The following is a 22,529-nucleotide window of genomic DNA, read 5'->3' as shown; positions in this document are numbered from 1 at the left end:
ACCTGTTGCAACATCACGTTATAACGAAAGCGGGCAGGTGGGGGGCGTACTGAGGGCAATTGGTATAACCAATACGAAAATAAAACAATTGCTTAACAATTGATTATCAATAAAAGGACAATTGAGGAACAAAAAATAAATCTTTCTTGGCTGAATCGAGTAAGGAAAATAGTATATATAAAAGGCGTCAATAATTTCCAAATTCTTTGGCGCACAAAATAACAAATATTATTTTTAGCAGTTGTTGCTTATTTCGCCGTTATAATTACGCAGGGTGATTACAACGGCGATATTAATGCGGTTTTTTTACGCCAGACGCGTTTTTCGCAGTGCCAGATAATCCAGCAATCCACCAAAAACGACCCCGCAGACCGCGACTACCACTGAGACTTCAAGCAGTTCCGGCAGGAAGGAGAAGTTGGCGTAATCCAGCGCGTTCATGGTTAACAGCAGCAGCCAAACCAGCAGCAGGCAGCAGCCCGCAACTAGCGTCATTAATGCCAGACTGTATGCTCCACGAAATTCCGTGCGCGGAATGAAGCTTTCATTTTGCCAGCTATGTTCCAGGGTCTGGCGACATACCAGCAGCAGTATCAGGCCGGGGATCGCGGCAAATACGGAGAACAGATAAAACGTCGGCCAGCCGTGTGCTTCGACAAACCAACCCGCTACCGGGCCAACGTAAACGCGACCAACGGCTGAAAGCGCGGAGAGCAGGGCGAACTGGGTCGCTGAGAAGGACTTATTGCACAGCGTCATTAATAAAGCGACAAATGCCGCTGTGCCCATTCCGCCGCACAGGTTTTCAAAGAAGACGGCCGCCGCCATGCTGAACATGTGTTTGTCAGTGATGGACAGTAGCCAGTAGCCCGCATTCGACGCCCCTTGCAGGATGCCGAAAATAAGCAATGCGCGGAACAGAGAGAGGCGCTGCATCAGGATCCCACCGTACAGCGCGCCAACAATGGTCGCCAGTAGCCCCAGCGTCTTATTCACCACGCCAACTTCACCCGCATCAAACCCAACGCCGCGGATTAAAAAGGTGGTGGTCAGGCTCATGGCGAAAGCATCCCCGAGCTTATACAGCACAATAAGCAGCAGGATCAGCCATGCGTTGTTACGACCAAAGAAGTCTCGCAGCGGAGCCGCAACTGCCTGTTCCAGCGTTTTAGGCACCGGAATGGTGTCAGTTGGTTCAGGTGCTAACAGAGTGGCGATGATACAGGGAATCAACAGTGCAGCCATCAGCCAGTACATCCCTTGCCAGCCCAGCCAGCGATCGGCCATCCACAAGGCCAATCCGCCTGAAACCAGCATCCCTAATCGATAGCCCAGCACGCTGATAGCCGCGCCGGTGCCGCGGTCTTCTGCGGGCAATACGTCGGTTTTCCAGGCATCAAAGACGATATCCTGCGATGCCGAGCAAAAAGCGATCACTACTGCGAGTGCGGCCATCCAGCGTAACTGTGTGCCAGGCTCCAGAAAGCCCATCGCAGCGATAGAAATTAACAACAGCACCTGGGTCGCCAGCAGCCAGCCGCGACGTCGACCTAAAAACGGTGGCGTGTAACGGTCCATCAACGGGGACCAGAGAAATTTAAATACGTAGGCCTGACCGACCAGGGAAAAGAAACCGATGGTTTTAAGATCGATATTCTCGACTGTCATCCACGCCTGAAGCGTACCGGAGGTGAGTGCGAGCGGTAAACCGGAGGCGAACCCCAGAATGAGCAGGATAGCTGAACGTGGTTGCTGAAAAATACGTAAGTATTGACTGGACATGGGCTTCTATAGGCCCGACGAACGCCGGGCCATATGGGCAGAAATTAACGAGCGTTCTGCTTGATGAAATCGTGAACGCTGGTGTCCTGAGACATATCAGCGATGGTGTCGGTCAGCACGCTGTTAACGGCATCAGCGATATTTTTGTTAGAGGCTTGCAGTGCACCTTCAACAGAATAGCTTGCGCGGTAGTTTTTGGTCATCTTGTTGCCGTTGGCGGCGGTAGCAATGATGGCGATGTCTGCTTTGGTGGCGATGTTATAGCGCACGCTACCCTGAGACACGTCAGCATACAGCTGGCTAACAATGATTTGCAGGTTGACTGCACCGTTCGGTCCAATCATATAACCGCGTGCGGTCATCTGTTTTTCCAGTACTTCTTGCAGCAGGAAACGCAGGTCGCGGGATGCGGTCAGGGTCACCAACTGGTTGTCGCGGGTGACTTTTGCCAGCGCTTGATCCTGGCGCTGGTCGGCTCCGTTGATGCTAACGGTCACACCCATCAGGCTTGGGTCCTGCTGCGGCAGGGTAATTTTCGGGGAGACTTCAATAGTGGTCGGCGGTGTTGCGCATCCAGCTAACATAAACAGCGCGACAAACGGGACGAGGATTTTTTTAAACATGCCAGGGCTCTCAGCGAATCTAAATTGTATGGTTAGAGAAAATTCCCGCCATCATAACATCGCCAACGATGAGGGGAAGTGGGTAACGCATGTAAATTCATTGTGTTGTCCGTTTTATGACTTTGTGGAGACTATAAACGGACTTTTTGCAATAAATTGGAGTGAGGAATCAGTGAACTTCATCCGTTTGAATGAGAAAATCAGACAAGCGCTAATTTTTTGTTGCTAAGGTGTAATGAAAACGGTAAAAGCGGCTAGTATTTAAAGGGATGGGTGACATCTCAGCGTTGTCGGAGGAAAAATTTCATGATGATTCGTGAGCAAATAGAAGAAAAATTAAGGGCAGCGTTCGAACCCGTGTTCCTCGAAGTTGTGGATGAAAGCTATCGTCACAATGTCCCGGCTGGTTCTGAAAGCCACTTTAAGGTTGTACTGGTTAGCGATCGCTTTACAGGTGAACGTTTTCTTAATCGTCATCGGATGATTTACAGCACGTTAACGGCGGAGCTTTCCACAACCGTTCATGCGCTTGCCCTGCATACCTACACTATTAAGGAGTGGGAAGCGTTGCAGGATACGATTTTTGCATCGCCTCCGTGTCGTGGGGCGGGAAGCATCGCGTAAAAACGGATTTGCAACAACCGACGCTTTTCCAGTATGTTGCTACAGATTATGTGAAAACGGCCTGCGGGCCGTTTTGTTTTGTCTGAATTCTGGGGCAGTCGTACAGTATTCAGACAAAAATTAGCCGGGAATTGTGAAAAAAGCCGCAGCAACGCGCGATAACCGTTCTCGACTCATAAAAGTGATGCCGCTATAATGCGCGTCTTATTTTTCGGAATGTCTTCGGGATGATTCTGACGACAGGGAATGTGATTGCTTATGAGAACATCCCAGTTCCGCGAAGCCAACAACCTGTGCTTGCGGAGAAGAGTTGACCGAGCACTGTGATTTTTTGAGGTAACAAGATGCAAGTTTCAGTTGAAACCACTCAAGGCCTTGGCCGCCGTGTAACGATTACTATCGCTGCTGACAGCATCGAGACCGCTGTGAAAAGCGAGCTGGTCAACGTAGCGAAGAAAGTGCGTATTGACGGTTTCCGCAAAGGAAAAGTACCGATGAATGTTGTTGCTCAGCGTTATGGCGCGTCTGTTCGCCAGGACGTTCTGGGTGACCTGATGAGCCGCAACTTCGTTGACGCGATCATCAAAGAAAAAATCAATCCGGCTGGCGCACCGAACTACGTTCCGGGCGAATACAAACTGGGTGAAGATTTTACTTACGCGGTAGAGTTTGAAGTTTACCCGGAAGTTGAGCTGACTGGCCTGGAAGCAATCGAAGTTGAAAAACCGGTTGTTGAAGTTACCGACGCTGACGTTGACGTAATGCTGGACACCCTGCGCAAGCAGCAGGCTACCTGGAAAGACAAAGACGGCGCTGCTGATGCAGAAGACCGTGTAACCATCGACTTCACCGGTTCTGTAGACGGCGAAGAGTTCGAAGGCGGCAAAGCGTCTGACTTCGTACTGGCGATGGGCCAGGGTCGTATGATCCCGGGCTTTGAAGAAGGCGTTAAAGGCCACAAAGCTGGCGAAGAGTTCACTATCGACGTGACCTTCCCGGAAGAATACCACGCTGAAAACCTGAAAGGTAAAGCTGCGAAGTTCGTTATCAACCTGAAGAAAGTTGAAGAACGCGAACTGCCGGAACTGACTGAAGAATTCATCAAACGTTTCGGCGTTGAAGATGGTTCCGTAGCAGGTCTGCGCGCTGAAGTCCGTAAAAACATGGAACGCGAGCTGAAAGGCGCTGTGCGTAACCGCGTTAAGTCTCAGGCGATCGAAGGTCTGGTAAAAGCTAACGACATCGACGTTCCGGCTGCTCTGATCGACAGCGAAATCGACGTTCTGCGTCGTCAGGCTGCACAACGTTTCGGCGGCAACGAGAAACAAGCTCTGGAACTGCCGCGTGAATTGTTCGAAGAACAGGCTAAGCGTCGCGTAGTTGTTGGTCTGCTGCTGGGCGAAGTGATTCGTACCAACGAACTGAAAGCTGACGAAGATCGCGTTAAAGGCCTGATCGAAGAGATGGCTTCTGCTTACGAAGATCCGAAAGAAGTTGTTGAGTTCTACAGCAAAAACAAAGAGCTGATGGACAACATGCGTAACGTCGCTCTGGAAGAGCAGGCTGTTGAAGCCGTTCTGGCGAAAGCGAAAGTGACTGAAAAAGCCACTTCCTTCAACGAACTGATGAACCAGCAGGCGTAATTCGTCGCTTTTTTAGCTCGAATTTCGTACGCAAGCCCGTCACCTTTTGGTGGCGGGTTTTTTTTTGTCACGCATTTTGCATGGGAAGAGTGCGAAAACAGCGTTTCAGTGTTAGCGTTACAACAAAAGATTGTTATGCTTGAATTATGGCGATGTCGTACCCATTACTGAGGGACTAGCTGATAATCCGTCCATAAGGTTACAATCAGCACAGCAGGTTTTTTCAAATTTTATCCAGGAGACGGAAATGTCATACAGCGGCGAACGAGATAACTTTGCACCCCATATGGCGCTGGTGCCGATGGTCATTGAACAGACCTCACGTGGTGAGCGCTCTTTTGATATCTATTCTCGTCTACTTAAGGAACGCGTCATTTTTCTGACCGGCCAGGTCGAAGACCATATGGCTAACCTGATCGTGGCGCAGATGCTGTTCCTGGAAGCAGAAAACCCAGAAAAAGATATCTACCTGTACATCAACTCCCCTGGTGGAGTGATCACTGCCGGGATGTCTATCTATGACACCATGCAGTTTATTAAGCCGGACGTCAGCACCATTTGTATGGGCCAGGCGGCCTCAATGGGTGCGTTCCTGCTGACCGCCGGGGCGAAAGGCAAACGTTTTTGCCTGCCTAACTCTCGCGTCATGATCCACCAGCCTCTGGGCGGTTACCAGGGCCAGGCAACGGATATTGAAATTCATGCTCGTGAAATCCTGAAGGTAAAAGGGCGCATGAACGAACTTATGGCGCATCATACGGGTCAATCTCTTGAGCAGATTGAACGTGATACCGAGCGCGATCGCTTCCTCTCCGCTTCTGAAGCGGTAGAGTACGGTCTGGTCGACTCGATTTTGACCCATCGTAATTAATGCCCAGTGCGCAGGTGTGCCGCTATAATTACCTGGAGCGGCACAACGCTGACTAGCGTCTTGCGCCTGAGAATGGCATTTGCGTCGTCGTGTGCGGCACAAAGAACAAAGAAGAGGTTTTGACCCATGACAGATAAACGCAAAGATGGCTCGGGCAAATTGTTGTACTGCTCTTTTTGCGGCAAAAGCCAGCATGAAGTGCGTAAGCTGATTGCCGGTCCATCCGTGTATATCTGCGACGAATGTGTTGATTTATGCAACGACATCATTCGCGAAGAGATTAAGGAAGTAGCACCGCACCGTGAACGCAGTGCGCTGCCGACGCCACATGAAATTCGCAACCACCTGGACGACTACGTTATCGGTCAGGAGCAGGCGAAGAAAGTGCTGGCGGTCGCGGTATACAACCATTACAAACGTCTGCGCAACGGCGACACCAGCAATGGCGTCGAGTTGGGCAAAAGTAACATCCTGCTGATTGGCCCGACGGGTTCCGGTAAAACGCTGCTGGCTGAAACGCTGGCGCGCCTGCTGGACGTTCCGTTCACCATGGCTGATGCCACCACGCTGACCGAAGCCGGTTATGTGGGTGAAGATGTTGAAAATATTATTCAGAAGCTGTTGCAGAAGTGCGATTACGACGTGCAGAAAGCACAGCGTGGGATCGTCTATATCGATGAGATCGACAAGATTTCTCGTAAGTCTGATAACCCATCTATTACCCGTGACGTTTCCGGCGAAGGCGTACAGCAGGCGCTGTTGAAACTGATCGAAGGGACGGTTGCTGCCGTTCCGCCACAGGGTGGTCGTAAACATCCTCAGCAGGAATTCCTGCAGGTTGATACCTCCAAGATCCTGTTTATCTGCGGTGGTGCATTTGCCGGTCTGGATAAAGTCATTGCTAACCGTGTTGAAACCGGCTCCGGCATTGGTTTTGGCGCAACGGTAAAAGCACAGTCTGATAAAGCCAGCGAAGGTGAACTGCTGTCGCAGGTCGAACCGGAAGATCTGATCAAATTTGGTCTGATCCCTGAGTTCATCGGTCGTCTGCCGGTTGTGGCAACGCTGAGCGAGCTGAGCGAAGAAGCGTTGATCCAGATCCTCAAAGAGCCGAAAAATGCCCTGACCAAGCAGTACCAGGCGCTGTTCAATCTTGAAGGTGTCGATCTGGAATTCCGTGAAGAAGCGCTGGATGCTATCGCCAAGAAAGCGATGGCGCGTAAAACCGGTGCTCGTGGCCTGCGTTCTATCGTCGAAGCCGCGCTGCTCGACACCATGTACGATCTGCCTTCTATGGAAGACGTCGAAAAAGTGGTGATCGATGAGTCGGTGATTGGCGGTCAGAGCAAGCCATTGCTGATTTACGGTAAGCCGGAAGCGCAGCAGGCATCTGGCGAATAATTCATCAATTCATACAGACATTTAATTAAAAAGGGGGGATTTTATCTCCCCTTTTATTTTTCCGTAAACATGGCGTTGAATGTGTGGGAAACATCCCCATATACTGACATACATGTTAAAGGTGGTGTGAAGCACAGTCGTACCACCTGATTACCTGGCGGAAACTAAACTAAGAGAGAGCTCTATGAATCCTGAGCGTTCTGAACGCATTGAAATCCCCGTATTGCCGTTGCGCGATGTGGTGGTTTATCCGCACATGGTCATACCCTTATTTGTAGGGCGGGAAAAATCTATCCGTTGTCTGGAAGCGGCTATGGACCATGATAAAAAAATCATGCTGGTCGCACAGAAAGAAGCGTCAACGGATGAGCCGGGTGTAAACGATCTTTTCACCGTCGGGACCGTGGCCTCAATTTTGCAGATGCTGAAACTGCCTGACGGCACCGTAAAAGTGCTGGTCGAGGGGTTACAGCGTGCGCGTATTTCTGCGCTGTCTGACAACGGCGAGCATTTCTCTGCGAAAGCAGAGTACCTTGACTCGCCTGCTATTGATGAGCGCGAACAGGAAGTGCTGGTGCGTACCGCTATCAGCCAGTTCGAAGGCTATATCAAGCTGAACAAGAAAATCCCACCAGAAGTGCTGACGTCGCTGAACAGCATTGACGATCCTGCACGTCTGGCGGATACCATCGCTGCACACATGCCGCTGAAGCTGGCTGACAAGCAGTCCGTGCTGGAGATGTCCGACGTTAACGAACGTCTGGAATATCTGATGGCGATGATGGAGTCTGAAATCGATCTGCTGCAGGTTGAGAAACGCATTCGCAACCGTGTGAAAAAGCAGATGGAAAAATCTCAGCGCGAGTACTATCTGAACGAGCAGATGAAAGCTATTCAGAAAGAACTCGGTGAGATGGACGATGCACCGGACGAAAACGAAGCGTTGAAGCGTAAAATCGACGCGGCGAAAATGCCGAAAGAGGCAAAAGAGAAAGCGGAAGCAGAACTGCAGAAGCTGAAAATGATGTCTCCTATGTCGGCGGAAGCGACCGTGGTGCGTGGCTACATCGACTGGATGGTACAGGTGCCGTGGAATGCGCGTAGCAAGGTCAAAAAAGACCTGCGTCAGGCGCAGGAAATCCTCGATACCGACCATTATGGTCTGGAGCGCGTCAAAGACCGTATCCTTGAGTATCTCGCGGTTCAAAGTCGTGTAAATAAAATCAAGGGGCCGATCCTGTGTCTGGTTGGACCGCCGGGGGTAGGTAAAACCTCTCTGGGGCAGTCCATCGCTAAGGCAACTGGGCGTAAATACATCCGTATGGCGCTGGGCGGCGTGCGTGATGAAGCCGAAATTCGTGGTCACCGCCGGACCTATATCGGTTCTATGCCGGGTAAACTGATCCAGAAAATGGCCAAAGTGGGCGTTAAAAACCCGCTGTTCCTGCTTGATGAGATCGACAAAATGTCTTCCGACATGCGTGGCGATCCGGCTTCCGCACTGCTTGAGGTGCTGGATCCAGAGCAGAACGTGGCGTTCAGCGATCACTACCTGGAAGTGGACTACGATCTCAGCGACGTGATGTTTGTTGCGACCTCTAACTCCATGAATATTCCAGCACCGTTGCTGGATCGTATGGAAGTGATCCGTCTGTCCGGTTATACCGAAGACGAAAAGCTGAACATTGCCAAACGTCACCTGTTGCCGAAACAGATTGAGCGTAATGCGCTGAAAAAAGGTGAGCTGACGGTCGACGATAGCGCCATTGTGGGCATTATTCGTTACTACACCCGTGAAGCAGGCGTGCGTAGTCTGGAACGTGAAATCTCTAAACTGTGCCGTAAAGCGGTGAAACAGCTGCTGCTGGATAAATCGCTGAAACATATTGAGATCAATGGCGACAACCTGCACGACTATCTGGGTGTACAGCGCTTTGACTATGGCCGCGCGGACAACGAAAACCGCGTTGGTCAGGTGACGGGTCTGGCGTGGACGGAAGTGGGCGGCGATCTGCTGACTATCGAAACCGCCTGCGTACCGGGTAAAGGTAAGTTGACCTACACCGGTTCTCTGGGTGAAGTCATGCAGGAGTCGATTCAGGCTGCGCTGACCGTGGTGCGTGCGCGTGCGGAAAAACTGGGTATTAACCCGGACTTTTACGAAAAACGCGACATCCACGTTCACGTACCTGAAGGGGCTACGCCGAAAGACGGTCCAAGTGCGGGTATTGCTATGTGTACTGCGCTGGTTTCTTGTCTTACCGGTAACCCAGTTCGCGCCGACGTGGCGATGACGGGTGAGATCACCCTGCGTGGTCAGGTTCTGCCTATCGGTGGTTTGAAAGAAAAACTGCTGGCGGCACACCGTGGCGGCATTAAGACGGTCTTAATTCCCGATGAGAACAAACGTGACCTGGAAGAGATTCCGGACAACGTAATTGCCGATCTTAATATTCACCCGGTGAAACGTATTGAGGAAGTTCTGACTCTTGCATTGCAAAATGAACCCTCTGGAATGCAGGTTGTGACGGCAAAATAGTGACCTCGCGCAAAGAGCATTAATAAAAACAGGGCTGGCAGGCCATTTCGGGCTTGCCAGCCTTTTTTTGTATAGCTAATTTAGATAACGGATTAGGCTTGCCATCATTAACGGGTGTTGTAAGGGCATGGCAGGCCTGATATAACTGCTGCGCGGTCGCACTTTGAAGGATTCAGGTGCGATATAAATTATAAAGAGGAAGAGAAGAGTGAATAAATCTCAACTGATCGACAAAATTGCTGCAGGGGCTGATATCTCTAAAGCTGCGGCTGGACGTGCGTTAGATGCAATTATTGCTTCTGTTACCGAATCTCTGAAAGAAGGTGATGACGTAGCGCTGGTAGGTTTTGGTACTTTTGCCGTTAAAGAGCGTGCTGCCCGTACTGGTCGCAACCCGCAAACAGGTAAAGAGATCACCATCGCCGCGGCTAAAGTACCGGGCTTCCGTGCAGGTAAAGCACTGAAAGACGCGGTAAACTAAGTGATTTCCCCTTTGGGGATGTGACGAAGTACAAGGGCGCATCGACTGATGTGCCTTTTTTATTTGTAATTCCGGTACTTTCTACGCGTTGTGGGCTGACAATTGCCCCTGTTTCTTGTCACAATAGACCTTTGTGCGCAGCGTTCAGGAAACGCTATGCTGCGTGAAGCATATATACTCAAAATCCTTGTTGCCGTTGTTGTCATCAACGCGGGGGCAGCAGAGAGGATTACGCGTATAGTCATCTACAGCGGAGTGTGGTTACACCATGATGGACAGCTTACGCACGGCTGCTAACAGTCTCGTGCTCAAGATTATTTTCGGTATCATTATCGTGTCGTTCATTTTGACCGGCGTGAGTGGTTACCTGATTGGCGGAGGCAATAACTTCGCCGCCAAAGTGAATGGCCAGGAGATCAGCCGCGGGCAGTTCGAGAATGCGTTCAACAGCGAACGTAACCGCATGCAGCAACAGCTGGGCGATCAATACTCCGAGCTGGCCGCGAACGAAGGTTATATGAAAACGCTGCGTCAGCAGGTGCTGAATCGTCTTGTTGACGAAGCACTGCTGGATCAGTATTCCCGCGAGCTTAAGCTCAACATCAGCGACGATCAGGTTAAACAGGCCATTTTCGCCACGCCTGCGTTCCAGGTGGACGGCAAGTTTGATAACAACCGCTACAACGCGATTGTGAATCAAATGGGAATGACTGCAGACCAGTATGCTCAGGCATTACGTAATCAGCTTACGACACAGCAGCTGATTAACGGTGTTGCCGGTACGGACTTCATGCTGAAAGGTGAAACGGACGAACTGGCGGCGCTGGTCGCACAGCAGCGTATCGTGCGCGAGGCGACGATTGACGTTAACGCACTGGCCGCGAAGCAGTCTGTTACCGAGCAGGAAGTTGCCAGCTACTACGAGCAGAATAAAAACAACTTTATGACGCCGGAACAGTTCCGCGTGAGCTACATCAAGCTGGACGCCGCTGCTATGCAGGAGACGGCCAGCGATGCTGATATTCAGTCTTACTATGACCAGCATCAGGATCAGTTCACTCAGCCGCAGCGTAACCGCTACAGCATCATTCAGACCAAAACGGAAGATGAAGCCAAAGCGGTACTGGACGAGCTGAACAAAGGCGGTGATTTTGCTGCGCTGGCGAAAGAAAAATCTGCCGATATCATCTCTGCCCGTAAAGGCGGCGATATGGGATGGCTGGAAGATTCCACCACCCCGGATGAGCTGAAAAATGCTGGTCTGAAAGAAAAAGGCCAACTGTCTGGCGTAATTAAGTCTTCCGTTGGTTTCCTCGTTGCGCGTCTTGACGACGTACAGCCTGCGCAAGTTAAACCGCTGAGCGAAGCCCGTGACGAGATTGCGGCAAAAGTGAAGCAGGAAAAAGCGCTGGATGCGTACTATGCGCTGCAGCAGAAAGTCAGCGACGCGGCCAGCAATGATAACGAATCTCTGGCGGGTGCAGAGCAGGCTGCGGGTATGAAAGCGGTTGAAACGGGCTGGTTTAGCCGTGACAGCTTGCCGGAAGAACTGAATTTCAAACCAGTCGCTGACATCATTTTCAATGGTGGTCTGGTTGGTGAGAACGGTACGCCTGGCAGTAACTCCGATATCATCACCGTGGACGGCGATCGTGCGTTCGTGCTGCGTATTGCAGAGCACAAAGCCGAAGCCGTGAAGCCACTGGCTGAAGTGAAAGAGCAGGTAACTGCGCTCGTTAAGCACAATAAAGCAGAGCAGCAGGCGAAGCTTGATGCCGATAAACTGCTGGCGGATCTGAAAGCCGGTAAAGGCGATGAAGCGATGAAAGCGGCGGGTCTGAGCTTTGGCGAGGCGAAAACGCTGAGCCGTACGGGTCAGGATCCGCTGAGCCAGGCTGCCTTTGGTCTGAGCCTGCCGGCGAAAGACAAACCGAGCTACGGCGTCGCGAACGACATGCAGGGTAACGTTGTTCTGTTGGCGTTGGACGAGGTGAAAGCCGGTTCTATGCCTGAAGCGCAGAAGAAAGCGATGGTTCAGGGGATCACTCAGAACAACGCGCAGATTGTCTTCGAAGCGCTGATGAGCAACCTGCGTAAAGCCGCAAAAATTAAAATCGGGGATGCGCTGGAACAGCAGCAATAACCGAGGCAGTTCGCAAAAAATTGCAAAAAGTTGTATCTACCAAAGGCCGCTTTCGCGGCCTTTTCCATTTCTGATATTTGCCGTTTGTCTGCCGTTCTGCACCTCGCTATCGTGATTCCACTGTTAACAAACAAGGAGAAAACAGTATGAAACATGGAATCAAAGCTCTGCTTATCACTCTTTCATTGACCTGCGCTGGTATGGCCCAAACCGCATTGGCGGCTGAGCCTGTCGCCAAAAGCCAGGCGACTCAAACCAAAGCGGAAAACCCAGGGGCGGCACAAAGCAAAGCCACACAGCCCGCTAAAGCAAGCGACGATGAGGGCACCAGGGTAAGCATCAACAGCGCTTCTGCGGAGGATTTAGCGCGAGTTATGAATGGCGTGGGTCTAAAGAAAGCGCAGGCGATTGTGAGCTATCGTGAGGAGTACGGGCCGTTTAAAACGGTGGACGATTTAAAGCAGGTGCCGGGCATGGGCAGTTCACTGGTTGAGCGTAACCTGGCAGTTTTAACACTTTAATAACTTGCAGAGCGCTGAAAGTTTGCCAGACTGTAGAGGTCATACCAGTTATGACCTCTTTACCCAAAAATCTGTTCCTATAAAAACAACGTAAGGCTCCTGCGCTATGCAAACACAAATCAAAGTTCGTGGTTTTCATCTTGATGTCTATCAGCACGTTAACAATGCCCGCTATCTGGAGTTTCTGGAAGAGGCCCGCTGGGATGGTCTGGAAAACAGCGACAGCTTTCAGTGGATGACAGCACACAACATCGCTTTTGTGGTCGTGAATATTAATATCAACTACCGACGACCTGCGGTGCTGAGCGACCTGCTGACTATCACCAGTCAGGTTCAACAGTTAAATGGCAAAAGTGGTGTGTTAAATCAGACCATTACTCTGGAGCCGGAAGGGCAGGTGGTGGCAGACGCGCTGATTACGTTCGTCTGTATTGATTTGAAAACGCAAAAAGCGTTGCCGCTGGAAGGGGAGTTGCGCGAAAAACTGGAGCAGATGGTGCAGTAGTGGCTGCGACTGCCGGAAGGCGACGCTCAAGCGTCTTATCCGGCCTACAAGAGTTGCTGCAACTGCATGTAGGCCGGATACGCAAAGCGCCATCCGGCAATACAATCATTTTAACCCGGTTTTCTGTTTCATTGCCGCCATCACTGCCGGTTTATCCGCCAGATAATGGTTCAGGCCGTTGGCACGCAGATTACACGCCGCACAGTGACCGCAACCGTCACCTTTGATGCCGTTATAGCAGGTCAGCGTTTCTTCGCGTACCAGGTCCAGCTTGCCCCAATAATCGGCCAGTGCCCAGGTTTCGGCTTTATCGATCCACATCAGTGGGGTTTCAAAGCGAATATCTTTCGCCATCCCCAAGCTTACAGCATGGTTCAGGGCTTTAACGAACTCATCGCGACAGTCCGGATAGCCGGAGAAATCGGTCTCACAAACGCCGGTAATGACCGCCTCTGCCTGCACCTGGTACGCGTAAATTGCTGCCAGCGTTAAGAACAGAATATTGCGTCCAGGCACAAAGGTATTGGGAATGCCGTTCGCATCCGGTTCGTAATCGGGTACCGGAATGTTATCGCGGGTCAGGCTGCTGACAGCCAGTTCACTGAGCAATGTGACATCAAGCACTTTGTGCGCGCGCGCGCCAAGTTTTAAGGCCAGGTCTCGTGCGACATCAATCTCAGCGCGATGGCGCTGACCATAATCAAAGGTCACGCAGTGCACTTCATCATACTGATGCAGCGCTTGCGCCAGACAAGTCGTGGAGTCCTGACCTCCACTGAATACAACAACGGCACGTTTCATGGCTTTTCCTGACAAAATAACGAAGCCCTTATGGTAGCGCCTGGGCGTGCCGTCGACCAGCTTCTTCACGCGGAAGGAGGTGGCAGCCAGGCTTCGGTAAACTCGAACCAGCCACGAGGATTCAGGCGTACGCCGTTCACGCCCGGTGGCGCGCTGATGCGATAGTGATAATTGAACAGTGGCGTCAGGGTAGCGTCATGCATTAGCGTGGCGAAAACTTGTTGTAAAGCCGCGTGGCGATCGTCCTCATCGGTCTGGATTTGTAGGGCATCCAGGGTCGTTTGCAAATGTGTGTATGCTGGCGCATTCAATACATGTGACCAGAGCTGATCGCAGCGCAACCACTGTTCGAGAGTATATTCAGGTGCCTCACCAATCAGCCTGTCGCCCATCATCAGGTCGGCCTGGGCTAAGGGATGATCGCCATCCCAGTTTTTAGCATTATGAAAAATAAGCGTTAATTCACAGCCGAGCAACGCCAACGCCTGGCGAAGCTGTTCAGCCATAGCGTGAAGTTCTACCGGCAGGTGATAAGCCAGCGTCAGCTTTTCCGGTAATGCTACCTCGTCGAGTTCATCCCATTGCGGGATAGTCCATCCGGGGAGCAGTGCATTGCTTGGCGTGATCAGATTTTCATCCACTTCAAGCGTTTGTAGCAGGGAAGAACGGTGGATGATATTGATCAGTCTAAGGGCCTGCTGCGTATTCAGGCGCGCACTTTTTCTGAGCGTGAGATAGCAAAAACCAAGACTGATCCCGCTGCTTACCTGGCTTAGCATAGGCAACTCTTCGGGTTTACCAATCGCAATTTGCACCGGATGGCGACAGCTGGTGCCCAAATCCTGGGAGAAGAGCTGCGGGGTTATCCAGTATTCAATGGCTTTTAGCAGCGGATGACTCAGATGGTAGTGATCGTGGCTCTCGATACGCACCAGCTCAGGAGTAAACAGCGTCAGCCGGAACGGGCCGGTACCCACAAACGGGTGCTCAGGATGCGCCAGGTGACTGCTGTAGCTTGCCAGACGGTGCGCCAACCAGAAGTCGGGACGGTGCAGAATAAAGGTCAGACACTGGGGATGCGTCACCTCAATGCGCTTTACGCTGATAAACAGCTTATTCAGCGCGGGGAGTTCTAACAGCTTCAGCAACTGCTGATGTAGCTGTGTGCTGCTGACCGCATCGCCGTTATGCCAGTACAGGGTGGAACGAATATAGAAATCCCAGCGCAGGCCGTCAGCGGAGATATTCCAGTGGTGGGCTAAGTCTCCACAGGGACGTTGCGTAGTGCTGTCAAACCGGGTCAGGCCAGAGAAAACTTGTCCAGCGAGGTGTTGCTCTGCGCGACCGGGGAGAAATCCGGGGTGCAAGGGGTCGAGCGGGCGGTAATAGGGAATACGTAGGGTTGGCGTGTCGTTTTGCCACTGACCGCCCATAAACGGTTGTAACAGTGTTCTTAATTCACCCGGCGCCAGCTGAGCCAGTTCCAGTACGCCAAGCTGCTCTCCCTTTTGCAGCGCCTGTTCCATCATGGTGTTGCGCAGTGAATCTGGCGTCACTAGAAACCGCAGCTGCCCGCGTTTCCCGCGCCCCGACTGGGCATGCCACTCCAGCCAGCCTGCATCCTGCGCTTGCTTTAGCAGGGTACGCACATGGCGTTCGCTACAAAAACAGCGTTCGGCCAGTTCCCCGACGGTCACCGACTGCGGTTCGCCGTTCGAGGGCAGCCACAGGCGTTGGTACTGGTTCAGGCGATTAAGCAGACGCATTGATACTTTTTCCTTCAGGATGTTCGTTAACGGTTTATGCGTAGAGAAACCCGGAACAATTCATTTTATCTATTCACTATTACTTCCGTATATCTCAGGTGATACTGGATCACAAGTTAACCGCGTCACAGTGTGGAGAAAGAAATGGCTCGTCTGGCTGCATTTGATATGGATGGCACCCTTTTGATGCCGAATCACCATTTAGGTGACGAAACGCTTTCAACGCTGTCGCGCCTGCGTGAACGCGATATTACTCTGACATTTGCCACCGGTCGCCATGTGCTTGAGATGCGCCATATTTTAGGCTCGATCTCACTGGACGCCTTTTTGATCACGGGTAATGGCACGCGCATTCACTCTCTTGAGGGCGATGTGTTACACCGTCAGGATCTGGATCCGAATGTCGCGGACATTGTGTTGCATCAGAAGTGGGACACTACCGCCAGCATGCATGTCTTTAATGACAATGGCTGGTTCACCGGACAAGAGATCCCCTCGCTGCTGCAGGCGCATGTATATAGCGGATTTCGCTATCAGATCGTCGATGTGAAACGTATTCCGGCGCATCAGGTCACCAAAGTCTGCTTCTGCGGCGATCATGACTCTCTTATCCAATTGCGCATTCAACTGAATGAAGCGCTGGGTGAACAGGCGAATCTCTGTTTTTCCGCGTTTGATTGCCTTGAGGTGCTGCCGCTGGGCTGTAATAAAGGATCGGCATTGGCGGTGTTGAGCGACCATTTAGGTTATTCAATGGCCGAGTGTATGGCGTTTGGCGATGCCATGAACGATCGCGAAATGTTAGGCAGCGTTGGGCGCGGCCTGATTATGGGTAACGCGATGCCGCAACTGATTGCTGAACTGCCTCATTTATCGGTGATTGGGCATTGCCGTAATCAGGCAGTGTCACACTTTTTGACGCATTGGCTGGACAATCCACATCTACCTTATTCCCCCGAATGAGAGATCCCTTCCAGCAAGCCAGACTTCGCGTCTGGCTTTTTTTTATCCCATTAATGGGTGTTCAGTAGTTGGGCAAGCTCCGCTTTCCACGGCGTTAAATCACCGATGTGCGCGTCGACCCACTGTGGGTTGTAGTAGGTTTCCAGATAGCGTTCGCCGCTGTCACACAACAGTGTCACCAGCGAACCGGTAACGCCTGCATCGCGCATACGGGCGGCAAGTTGTAGCGTTCCCCACATGTTTGTGCCGGTAGAGGCGCCGACCTTGCGGCCCAACTGCGTTTCCAGCCAGTGTGCGGTGGCCACGCTTGCGGCATCCGGCACGCGCAGCATTTCATCGACCACGTCAGGAATGAAAGACGGTTCGACACGCGGGCGGCCAATGCCTTCAATTTTACTTCCTACCGGACTGCGTAACGTGGCATCGCGATCCTGCCAGAAGGGCAGAAAGACCGAGTTTTCCGGGTCTACCACCATCAGTTGAGTATCGTAGCCCTGACAGCGAATATAGCGGCCAATGGTTGCTGAGGTGCCACCGGTTCCGGCGCTCATCACAATATGGCGGGGAACGGGGTTGGGCTCGCACTGCATCTGACGAAAGATGCTGTCGGCGATATTATTATTGCCGCGCCAGTCGGTGGCGCGCTCAGCGTAAGTGAACTGGTCCATGTAATGACCGTTCAGCTCACGCGCCAGTTGCTCAGAGGCCGCATAGATTTCGCAGGCGCTTTCCACGAAATGACAGCGACCGCCGTAAAATTCAATCTGTTCAACTTTACGTTTTGCCGTACAGGAAGGCATAACGGCAATAAATGGCAACCCTAACAGTCGAGCGAAATAAGCCTCAGAGACCGCCGTTGAACCGGACGATGATTCAATGATGGTGGTGCCTTCTTTGATCCAGCCATTGCACAATCCGTACAGAAACAGTGAGCGCGCCAGACGATGCTTCAGACTCCCGGTCGGATGCGTGCTCTCATCTTTTAAATAGAGCTGAATGCCCGGGAACGCCGGTAGCGACAGGCGAATGAGATGCGTATCCGCAGAACGCTGATAATCCGCGTTGATTTCATTGATGGCGTTTTTAACCCAGGAGCTATTCATCATTAATAGATATCCATTTGTCATTTTGTGCCCAGAATAGCGAAAAGCACGGAAAAAATTGTTGCCATTTAGCCTTTAAAATAGAATGTAAGGAGAAAATTCTTCTCTGTGGAGTGGATATGTTAGACAAAATTGACCGCAAGCTACTCGGCTTACTGCAACAGGACTGCACCCTTTCTTTGCAGGCATTAGCAGATGCCGTTAATCTGACTACCACCCCTTGCTGGAAACGTCTCAAACGACTTGAGGATGACGGTATCCTGCTGGGCAGAGTCGCCCTTTTGGATCCAGAAAAACTGGGGCTGGGACTCACCGCGTTTGTGCTGATCAAAACTCAGCATCACAGCAGCGAATGGTATTGCCGCTTTGTCACTGAAGTGACCGGAATGCCCGAGGTTCTGGGGTTTTGGCGTATGGCAGGGGAGTATGACTACCTGATGCGAGTGCAGGTTGCTGATATGAAAAGCTATGATGAATTCTATAAGCGCCTGGTGAACAGCGTACCGGGCCTGTCTGACGTCACCTCCAGCTTTGCCATGGAACAGATTAAATACACAACTGCTCTACCTATTGAATAATTCTCCCGGCGCTTATTGCCGGAAATCTTGTCAGGATATAACGCGTGCGATTATTTGCTCAATTAAGCTGGTACTTCCGCCGGGAGTGGCGTCGCTACCTCGGGGCAGTGGCCTTGCTTATCATCATCGCTATCCTTCAGCTTATTCCGCCGAAAGTGGTCGGGATCATTGTGGATGGCGTGACGACTCAACGCTTCACCACCGAGCGGCTGCTGATGTGGGTGGGGACAATTGCCCTGATTGCCGTGGTGGTTTATTTGCTGCGTTATGTCTGGCGCGTGCTGCTCTTTGGCGCATCCTACCAACTGGCGGTTGAGCTGCGGGAAGATTATTACCGTCAGTTGAGTCGCCAGCATCCAGAATTTTATCTGCGGCACCGTACGGGCGATCTGATGGCGCGTGCCACCAACGATGTCGATCGCGTCGTATTTGCCGCCGGAGAAGGGGTGCTGACGCTGGTAGATTCGCTGGTTATGGGGTGTGCGGTGCTGATCGTGATGTCAACGCAGATAAGTTGGCAACTGACGCTCATTGCGCTGCTGCCGATGCCGGTGATGGCGTTGATGATCAAACGTTACGGCGATCGACTCCATAACCGTTTTAAGCTGGCGCAGGCGGCGTTTTCCAGTCTCAACGATCGTACTCAGGAAAGCCTGACCAGTATTCGTATGATCAAGGCCTTTGGGCTGGAGGATCGGCAGTCGGCATTATTTGCCGCTGATGCTGAAGATACCGGTAAGAAAAACCTGCGTGTGGCGCGCATTGACGCCCGCTTTGATCCTACGATTTATATCGCCATTGGTATGGCTAACCTGCTGGCGATTGCCGGGGGAAGCTGGATGGTGGTTCACGGCTCGCTGACGCTCGGGCAGCTCACCAGCTTTATGATGTATCTCGGTCTGATGATTTGGCCGATGCTGGCGCTGGCCTGGATGTTTAATATCGTCGAACGCGGCAGCGCCGCGTATAGCCGAATTCGCGCCATGCTGGCAGAAGCGCCGGTAGTGGATGACGGTACTGAACCGGTGCCGGAAGGACGCGGCGAGCTGGCGGTGGCGATTCGCGAATTTTGTTACCCTCAAACCACCCACCCGGCGCTGGAAAATGTGAATTTCCAGCTCAAACCTGGACAGATGCTGGGCATCTGTGGTCCGACCGGAGCGGGAAAAAGTACGGTACTGTCGCTGATCCAGCGTCATTTTGATATCACCCAGGGCGATGTGCGCTTTCATGATATCCCATTAACGCGCTTACAGCTGGATAGCTGGCGCAGCCGACTGGCGGTTGTCAGCCAGACGCCATTCCTGTTTTCCGATACCGTCGGTAATAACATCGCCTTAGGACGCCCGCAGGCCACGCAGGAAGAGATCGAGCATGTGGCGCGCCTTGCCAGCGTTCATGAGGATATTTTACGTCTTCCTCAGGGCTACGACACCGAAGTGGGCGAACGCGGGGTGATGCTGTCTGGCGGGCAAAAACAGCGTATTTCTATCGCTCGAGCGTTACTGCTGAACGCTGAAATTCTGATTCTGGATGATGCGCTGTCGGCGGTGGATGGTCGTACCGAACATCAGATCCTACATAACCTGCGCCAGTGGGGCGAAGGCAGAACCGTGATTATCAGCGCACACCGTTTATCGGCTCTGACGGAAGCCAGCGAGATTATCGTGATGCAGCATGGGCATATTGCTCAGCGCGGTGAGCATGAATCTTTAGTGCAACAGCCCGGTTGGTATCGCGACATGTACCGCTATCAGCAACTTGAAGCGGCGCTGTCTGATGCACCAGAGATAAACGAGGAGGCGGCTAATGCGTAGTTTCGGGCAATTATGGCCAACTCTGAAAAGACTGCTGGCGTATGGTTCCCCATGGCGAAAACAGCTGGTGATTGCGGTAGTTATGCTGTGGGTGGCGGCTGCGGCGGAAGTCAGCGGTCCGCTGCTGATTAGCTATTTTATCGATAACATGGTGGCGAAGAACAATCTGCCATTGGCGATGGTTGCCGGGCTGGTTGCGGCCTATGTCGGTCTGCAACTGCTGGCGGCAGGTCTGCATTACGCTCAGTCATTGCTGTTTAACCAGGCGGCGGTTGGCGTAGTACAACAGTTACGCACCGACGTAATGGACGCTGCGCTGCGTCAGCCGCTCAGCGCTTTTGATACTCAGCCCGTCGGGCAGCTTATCTCCCGCGTGACCAATGATACTGAAGTTATTCGCGACCTGTACGTGACGGTGGTCGCAACGGTCCTGCGCAGCGCGGCCTTAATCGGCGCGATGTTAGTGGCAATGTTCAGCCTGGAATGGCGCATGGCGCTGGTGGCAATGGCCATTTTCCCGGCCGTGCTGGTGGTGATGGTGATTTACCAACGCTACAGCACCCCGATTGTGCGTCGGGTGCGCGCTTATCTGGCGGATATTAACGATGGCTTTAACGAAGTCATCAACGGCATGAGCGTTATCCAGCAGTTCCGCCAGCAGGCAAGGTTTGGCGAGAGAATGGGCGAGGCCAGCCGCTCGCACTATATGGCGCGTATGCAAACCCTGCGACTGGATGGTTTTTTGCTGCGTCCGCTGTTGAGCCTGTTCTCGGCACTGATCCTCTGCGGTTTGCTGATGCTGTTCAGTTTTACCTCTGGCACCTCCATCGAGGTTGGCGTGCTGTACGCGTTCATCAGCTACCTCGGCCGTTTGAACGAACCGCTGATCGAGCTGACCACCCAGCAATCAATGCTGCAGCAGGCGGTTGTCGCTGGTGAGCGAGTGTTCGAACTGATGGATGGGCCTCGTCAGCGCTATGGTGAAGACGATCGCCCGCTCAAAAGCGGAGACATTGAGGTGGATAACGTGTCATTTGCCTATCGCGACGACAACCTGGTGCTGCAAAACATCAGTCTGTCCGTGCCTTCGCGCAGCTTTGTGGCTTTGGTCGGACACACAGGCAGCGGCAAAAGCACGCTGGCAAGCCTGCTGATGGGATATTACCCGCTGACGCAGGGGGAAATCCGCCTTGACGGACGTCCGTTGTCTTCTCTGAGCCACGGTGCGTTACGTCAGGGCATCGCGATGGTGCAGCAGGATCCGGTGGTGATGGCGGATACCTTCCTGGCAAACGTCACGCTGGGTCGCGATATCTCAGAAGAGCGGGTCTGGCAGGCTCTGGAGACCGTGCAACTGGCAGAACTGGCTCGGGGTTTGAGCGAGGGGATTCATACCCGGCTGGGCGAGCAGGGCAATAATCTCTCCGTTGGGCAGAAACAGTTGCTGGCGCTGGCGCGGGTATTGGTTGAAACACCGCAGGTGCTGATTCTCGATGAAGCCACGGCCAGTATTGATTCCGGTACTGAACAGGCCATTCAGCACGCGCTGGCGGCGGTCCGTGAACACACTACGCTGGTGGTGATTGCGCATCGGTTATCGACGATTGTCGATGCGGATACCATTCTGGTGCTGCATCGCGGTCAGGCGGTTGAGCGTGGTACGCACCAGCAATTACTGGCGGCGCAAGGCCGTTACTGGCAGATGTATCAGCTGCAACTGGCGGGCGAAGAGTTAGCCGCCAGCACACAAGAGGATTCTGTTATCGCCTGACGGCGCAGTGCTTATCCGGCCACGCGGTATCGTAGGCCGGGTAAGGCGTTTACGCCGCCATCCGGCAATCAACAATCTGGTGCAAAAATGTAACGCACTATGCACCGTTATAGTGCGTTTTTTCTTTTTCTCTCCCGGCAGTACCCGGCGAACCTGAATCATTCCGCGTTTTTCATTCCTGGCACACCCCTTGCAATATTCCTCTCGTGTATCTGCAGCCACTACTGAATTCTGACTGGAGGGGATCTATGAAGCTGGTTACCGTGGTAATCAAACCGTTCAAACTGGAAGACGTCCGTGAAGCACTGTCGTCTATTGGTATTCAGGGGCTGACCGTCACCGAAGTGAAGGGGTTTGGCCGACAGAAAGGTCATGCTGAGCTGTACCGTGGGGCTGAATATAGCGTCAATTTTCTGCCAAAGGTGAAGATTGATGTGGCGATTGCCGACGACCAACTGGATGGCGTGATTGATGTCATCAGTAAGGCGGCATACACCGGAAAAATTGGCGACGGCAAAATCTTCGTCGCCGAGCTGCAACGTGTGATTCGTATTCGTACCGGCGAAGCCGACGAAGCCGCACTGTAACTTCTGGCAC

At 52.4% G+C, this 22,529-nt stretch carries 19 protein-coding genes; 14 read left to right on the top strand and 5 right to left on the bottom strand.

Translation table 11 applies throughout. The annotated features are described in order from the left end of the window. Positions 1-306: 306 nt before the first annotated feature. Positions 307-1,782 (bottom strand): muropeptide MFS transporter AmpG, encoded by a 1,476-nt coding sequence (gene ampG / locus OGX83_RS12050; protein WP_286588097.1) that lies wholly within the window; start codon positions 1,780-1,782, stop codon positions 307-309. A 44-nt stretch (positions 1,783-1,826) separates the two neighbouring features. After that, entirely contained in the window at positions 1,827-2,405 is a 579-nt protein-coding gene (locus OGX83_RS12045) for a lipoprotein (RefSeq protein WP_016152050.1), read from the bottom strand. 306 nt (positions 2,406-2,711) lie between these two features. Here OGX83_RS12045 and bolA point away from each other — a divergent pair, with 306 nt between their 5' ends. The 9 genes from bolA (at position 2,712) to fadM (ending at position 13,133) form a co-directional block, all read left to right on the top strand. Then, positions 2,712-3,029, top strand: a complete 318-nt coding sequence (bolA, locus tag OGX83_RS12040; RefSeq protein WP_003021619.1) for a transcriptional regulator BolA — start codon at positions 2,712-2,714, stop codon at positions 3,027-3,029. A gap of 344 nt (positions 3,030-3,373) precedes the next feature. Then, positions 3,374-4,672, top strand: a complete 1,299-nt coding sequence (tig, locus tag OGX83_RS12035; protein ID WP_003021622.1) for a trigger factor — start codon at positions 3,374-3,376, stop codon at positions 4,670-4,672. Positions 4,673-4,919: 247 nt separating this feature from the next. After that, positions 4,920-5,543 (top strand): ATP-dependent Clp endopeptidase proteolytic subunit ClpP, encoded by a 624-nt coding sequence (gene clpP / locus OGX83_RS12030; RefSeq protein ID WP_003021624.1) that lies wholly within the window; start codon positions 4,920-4,922, stop codon positions 5,541-5,543. Between the two features lie 126 nt (positions 5,544-5,669). Further along, on the top strand, positions 5,670-6,944 hold the full coding sequence (gene clpX / locus OGX83_RS12025; protein WP_003831013.1) for an ATP-dependent protease ATP-binding subunit ClpX: 1,275 nt from the start codon (positions 5,670-5,672) through the stop codon (positions 6,942-6,944). Positions 6,945-7,128: 184 nt separating this feature from the next. Further along, positions 7,129-9,483 (top strand): endopeptidase La, encoded by a 2,355-nt coding sequence (lon, locus tag OGX83_RS12020; protein ID WP_003831014.1) that lies wholly within the window; start codon positions 7,129-7,131, stop codon positions 9,481-9,483. 190 nt (positions 9,484-9,673) lie between these two features. Next, positions 9,674-9,964: a nucleoid-associated protein HU-beta gene (gene hupB, locus OGX83_RS12015; protein ID WP_219352570.1), complete on the top strand. Its 291-nt coding sequence runs from the start codon at positions 9,674-9,676 to the stop codon at positions 9,962-9,964. 268 nt (positions 9,965-10,232) lie between these two features. Beyond that, the gene (ppiD, locus tag OGX83_RS12010; protein WP_003831016.1) at positions 10,233-12,107 is read left to right on the top strand and encodes a peptidylprolyl isomerase; all 1,875 of its coding nucleotides are present in this window, start codon (positions 10,233-10,235) and stop codon (positions 12,105-12,107) included. A 146-nt stretch (positions 12,108-12,253) separates the two neighbouring features. Continuing rightward, positions 12,254-12,628 (top strand): helix-hairpin-helix domain-containing protein, encoded by a 375-nt coding sequence (locus OGX83_RS12005; protein ID WP_079934848.1) that lies wholly within the window; start codon positions 12,254-12,256, stop codon positions 12,626-12,628. 106 nt (positions 12,629-12,734) lie between these two features. Then, entirely contained in the window at positions 12,735-13,133 is a 399-nt protein-coding gene (fadM, locus tag OGX83_RS12000; RefSeq protein ID WP_003021636.1) for a long-chain acyl-CoA thioesterase FadM, read from the top strand. 105 nt (positions 13,134-13,238) lie between these two features. Here the strand turns inward: fadM and queC are convergent, their stop codons facing one another. After that, positions 13,239-13,934: a 7-cyano-7-deazaguanine synthase QueC gene (gene queC / locus OGX83_RS11995; RefSeq protein WP_003021638.1), complete on the bottom strand. Its 696-nt coding sequence runs from the start codon at positions 13,932-13,934 to the stop codon at positions 13,239-13,241. 65 nt (positions 13,935-13,999) lie between these two features. Then, positions 14,000-15,700, bottom strand: a complete 1,701-nt coding sequence (locus OGX83_RS11990; protein WP_286588094.1) for an SgrR family transcriptional regulator — start codon at positions 15,698-15,700, stop codon at positions 14,000-14,002. A gap of 144 nt (positions 15,701-15,844) precedes the next feature. Here OGX83_RS11990 and cof point away from each other — a divergent pair, with 144 nt between their 5' ends. Continuing rightward, a complete protein-coding gene (gene cof / locus OGX83_RS11985) occupies positions 15,845-16,663 on the top strand; it encodes an HMP-PP phosphatase (RefSeq protein ID WP_048235970.1) in 819 nt (272 codons plus the stop codon). A 50-nt stretch (positions 16,664-16,713) separates the two neighbouring features. On the opposite strand, the gene OGX83_RS11980 is transcribed toward cof, so the two are convergent. Then, positions 16,714-17,769, bottom strand: coding sequence for a PLP-dependent cysteine synthase family protein (locus OGX83_RS11980; RefSeq protein WP_220471131.1), 1,056 nt, complete (start codon positions 17,767-17,769; stop codon positions 16,714-16,716). A 116-nt stretch (positions 17,770-17,885) separates the two neighbouring features. On the opposite strand from OGX83_RS11980, the gene decR reads away from it, so the two are divergent. The 4 genes from decR to glnK all read left to right on the top strand — a co-directional run bounded on the left by decR (position 17,886) and on the right by glnK (position 22,519). Beyond that, positions 17,886-18,344 (top strand): DNA-binding transcriptional regulator DecR, encoded by a 459-nt coding sequence (gene decR, locus OGX83_RS11975; RefSeq protein WP_003831023.1) that lies wholly within the window; start codon positions 17,886-17,888, stop codon positions 18,342-18,344. A gap of 44 nt (positions 18,345-18,388) precedes the next feature. Further along, entirely contained in the window at positions 18,389-20,161 is a 1,773-nt protein-coding gene (locus OGX83_RS11970; protein WP_020996575.1) for a SmdA family multidrug ABC transporter permease/ATP-binding protein, read from the top strand. Next, positions 20,154-21,932, top strand: a complete 1,779-nt coding sequence (locus OGX83_RS11965; RefSeq protein WP_167820279.1) for a SmdB family multidrug efflux ABC transporter permease/ATP-binding protein — start codon at positions 20,154-20,156, stop codon at positions 21,930-21,932. The genes OGX83_RS11970 and OGX83_RS11965 overlap by 8 nt, the downstream gene beginning before the upstream one ends. A gap of 248 nt (positions 21,933-22,180) precedes the next feature. After that, entirely contained in the window at positions 22,181-22,519 is a 339-nt protein-coding gene (gene glnK, locus OGX83_RS11960; RefSeq protein WP_003021657.1) for a P-II family nitrogen regulator, read from the top strand. Positions 22,520-22,529: the final 10 nt, after the last annotated feature.

Source organism: Citrobacter sp. Cpo074, assembly GCF_030332745.1.
Classification (GTDB): Bacteria; Pseudomonadota; Gammaproteobacteria; order Enterobacterales; family Enterobacteriaceae; genus Citrobacter; species Citrobacter portucalensis.
This window is presented reverse-complemented; position numbering and strand designations above follow the sequence as displayed.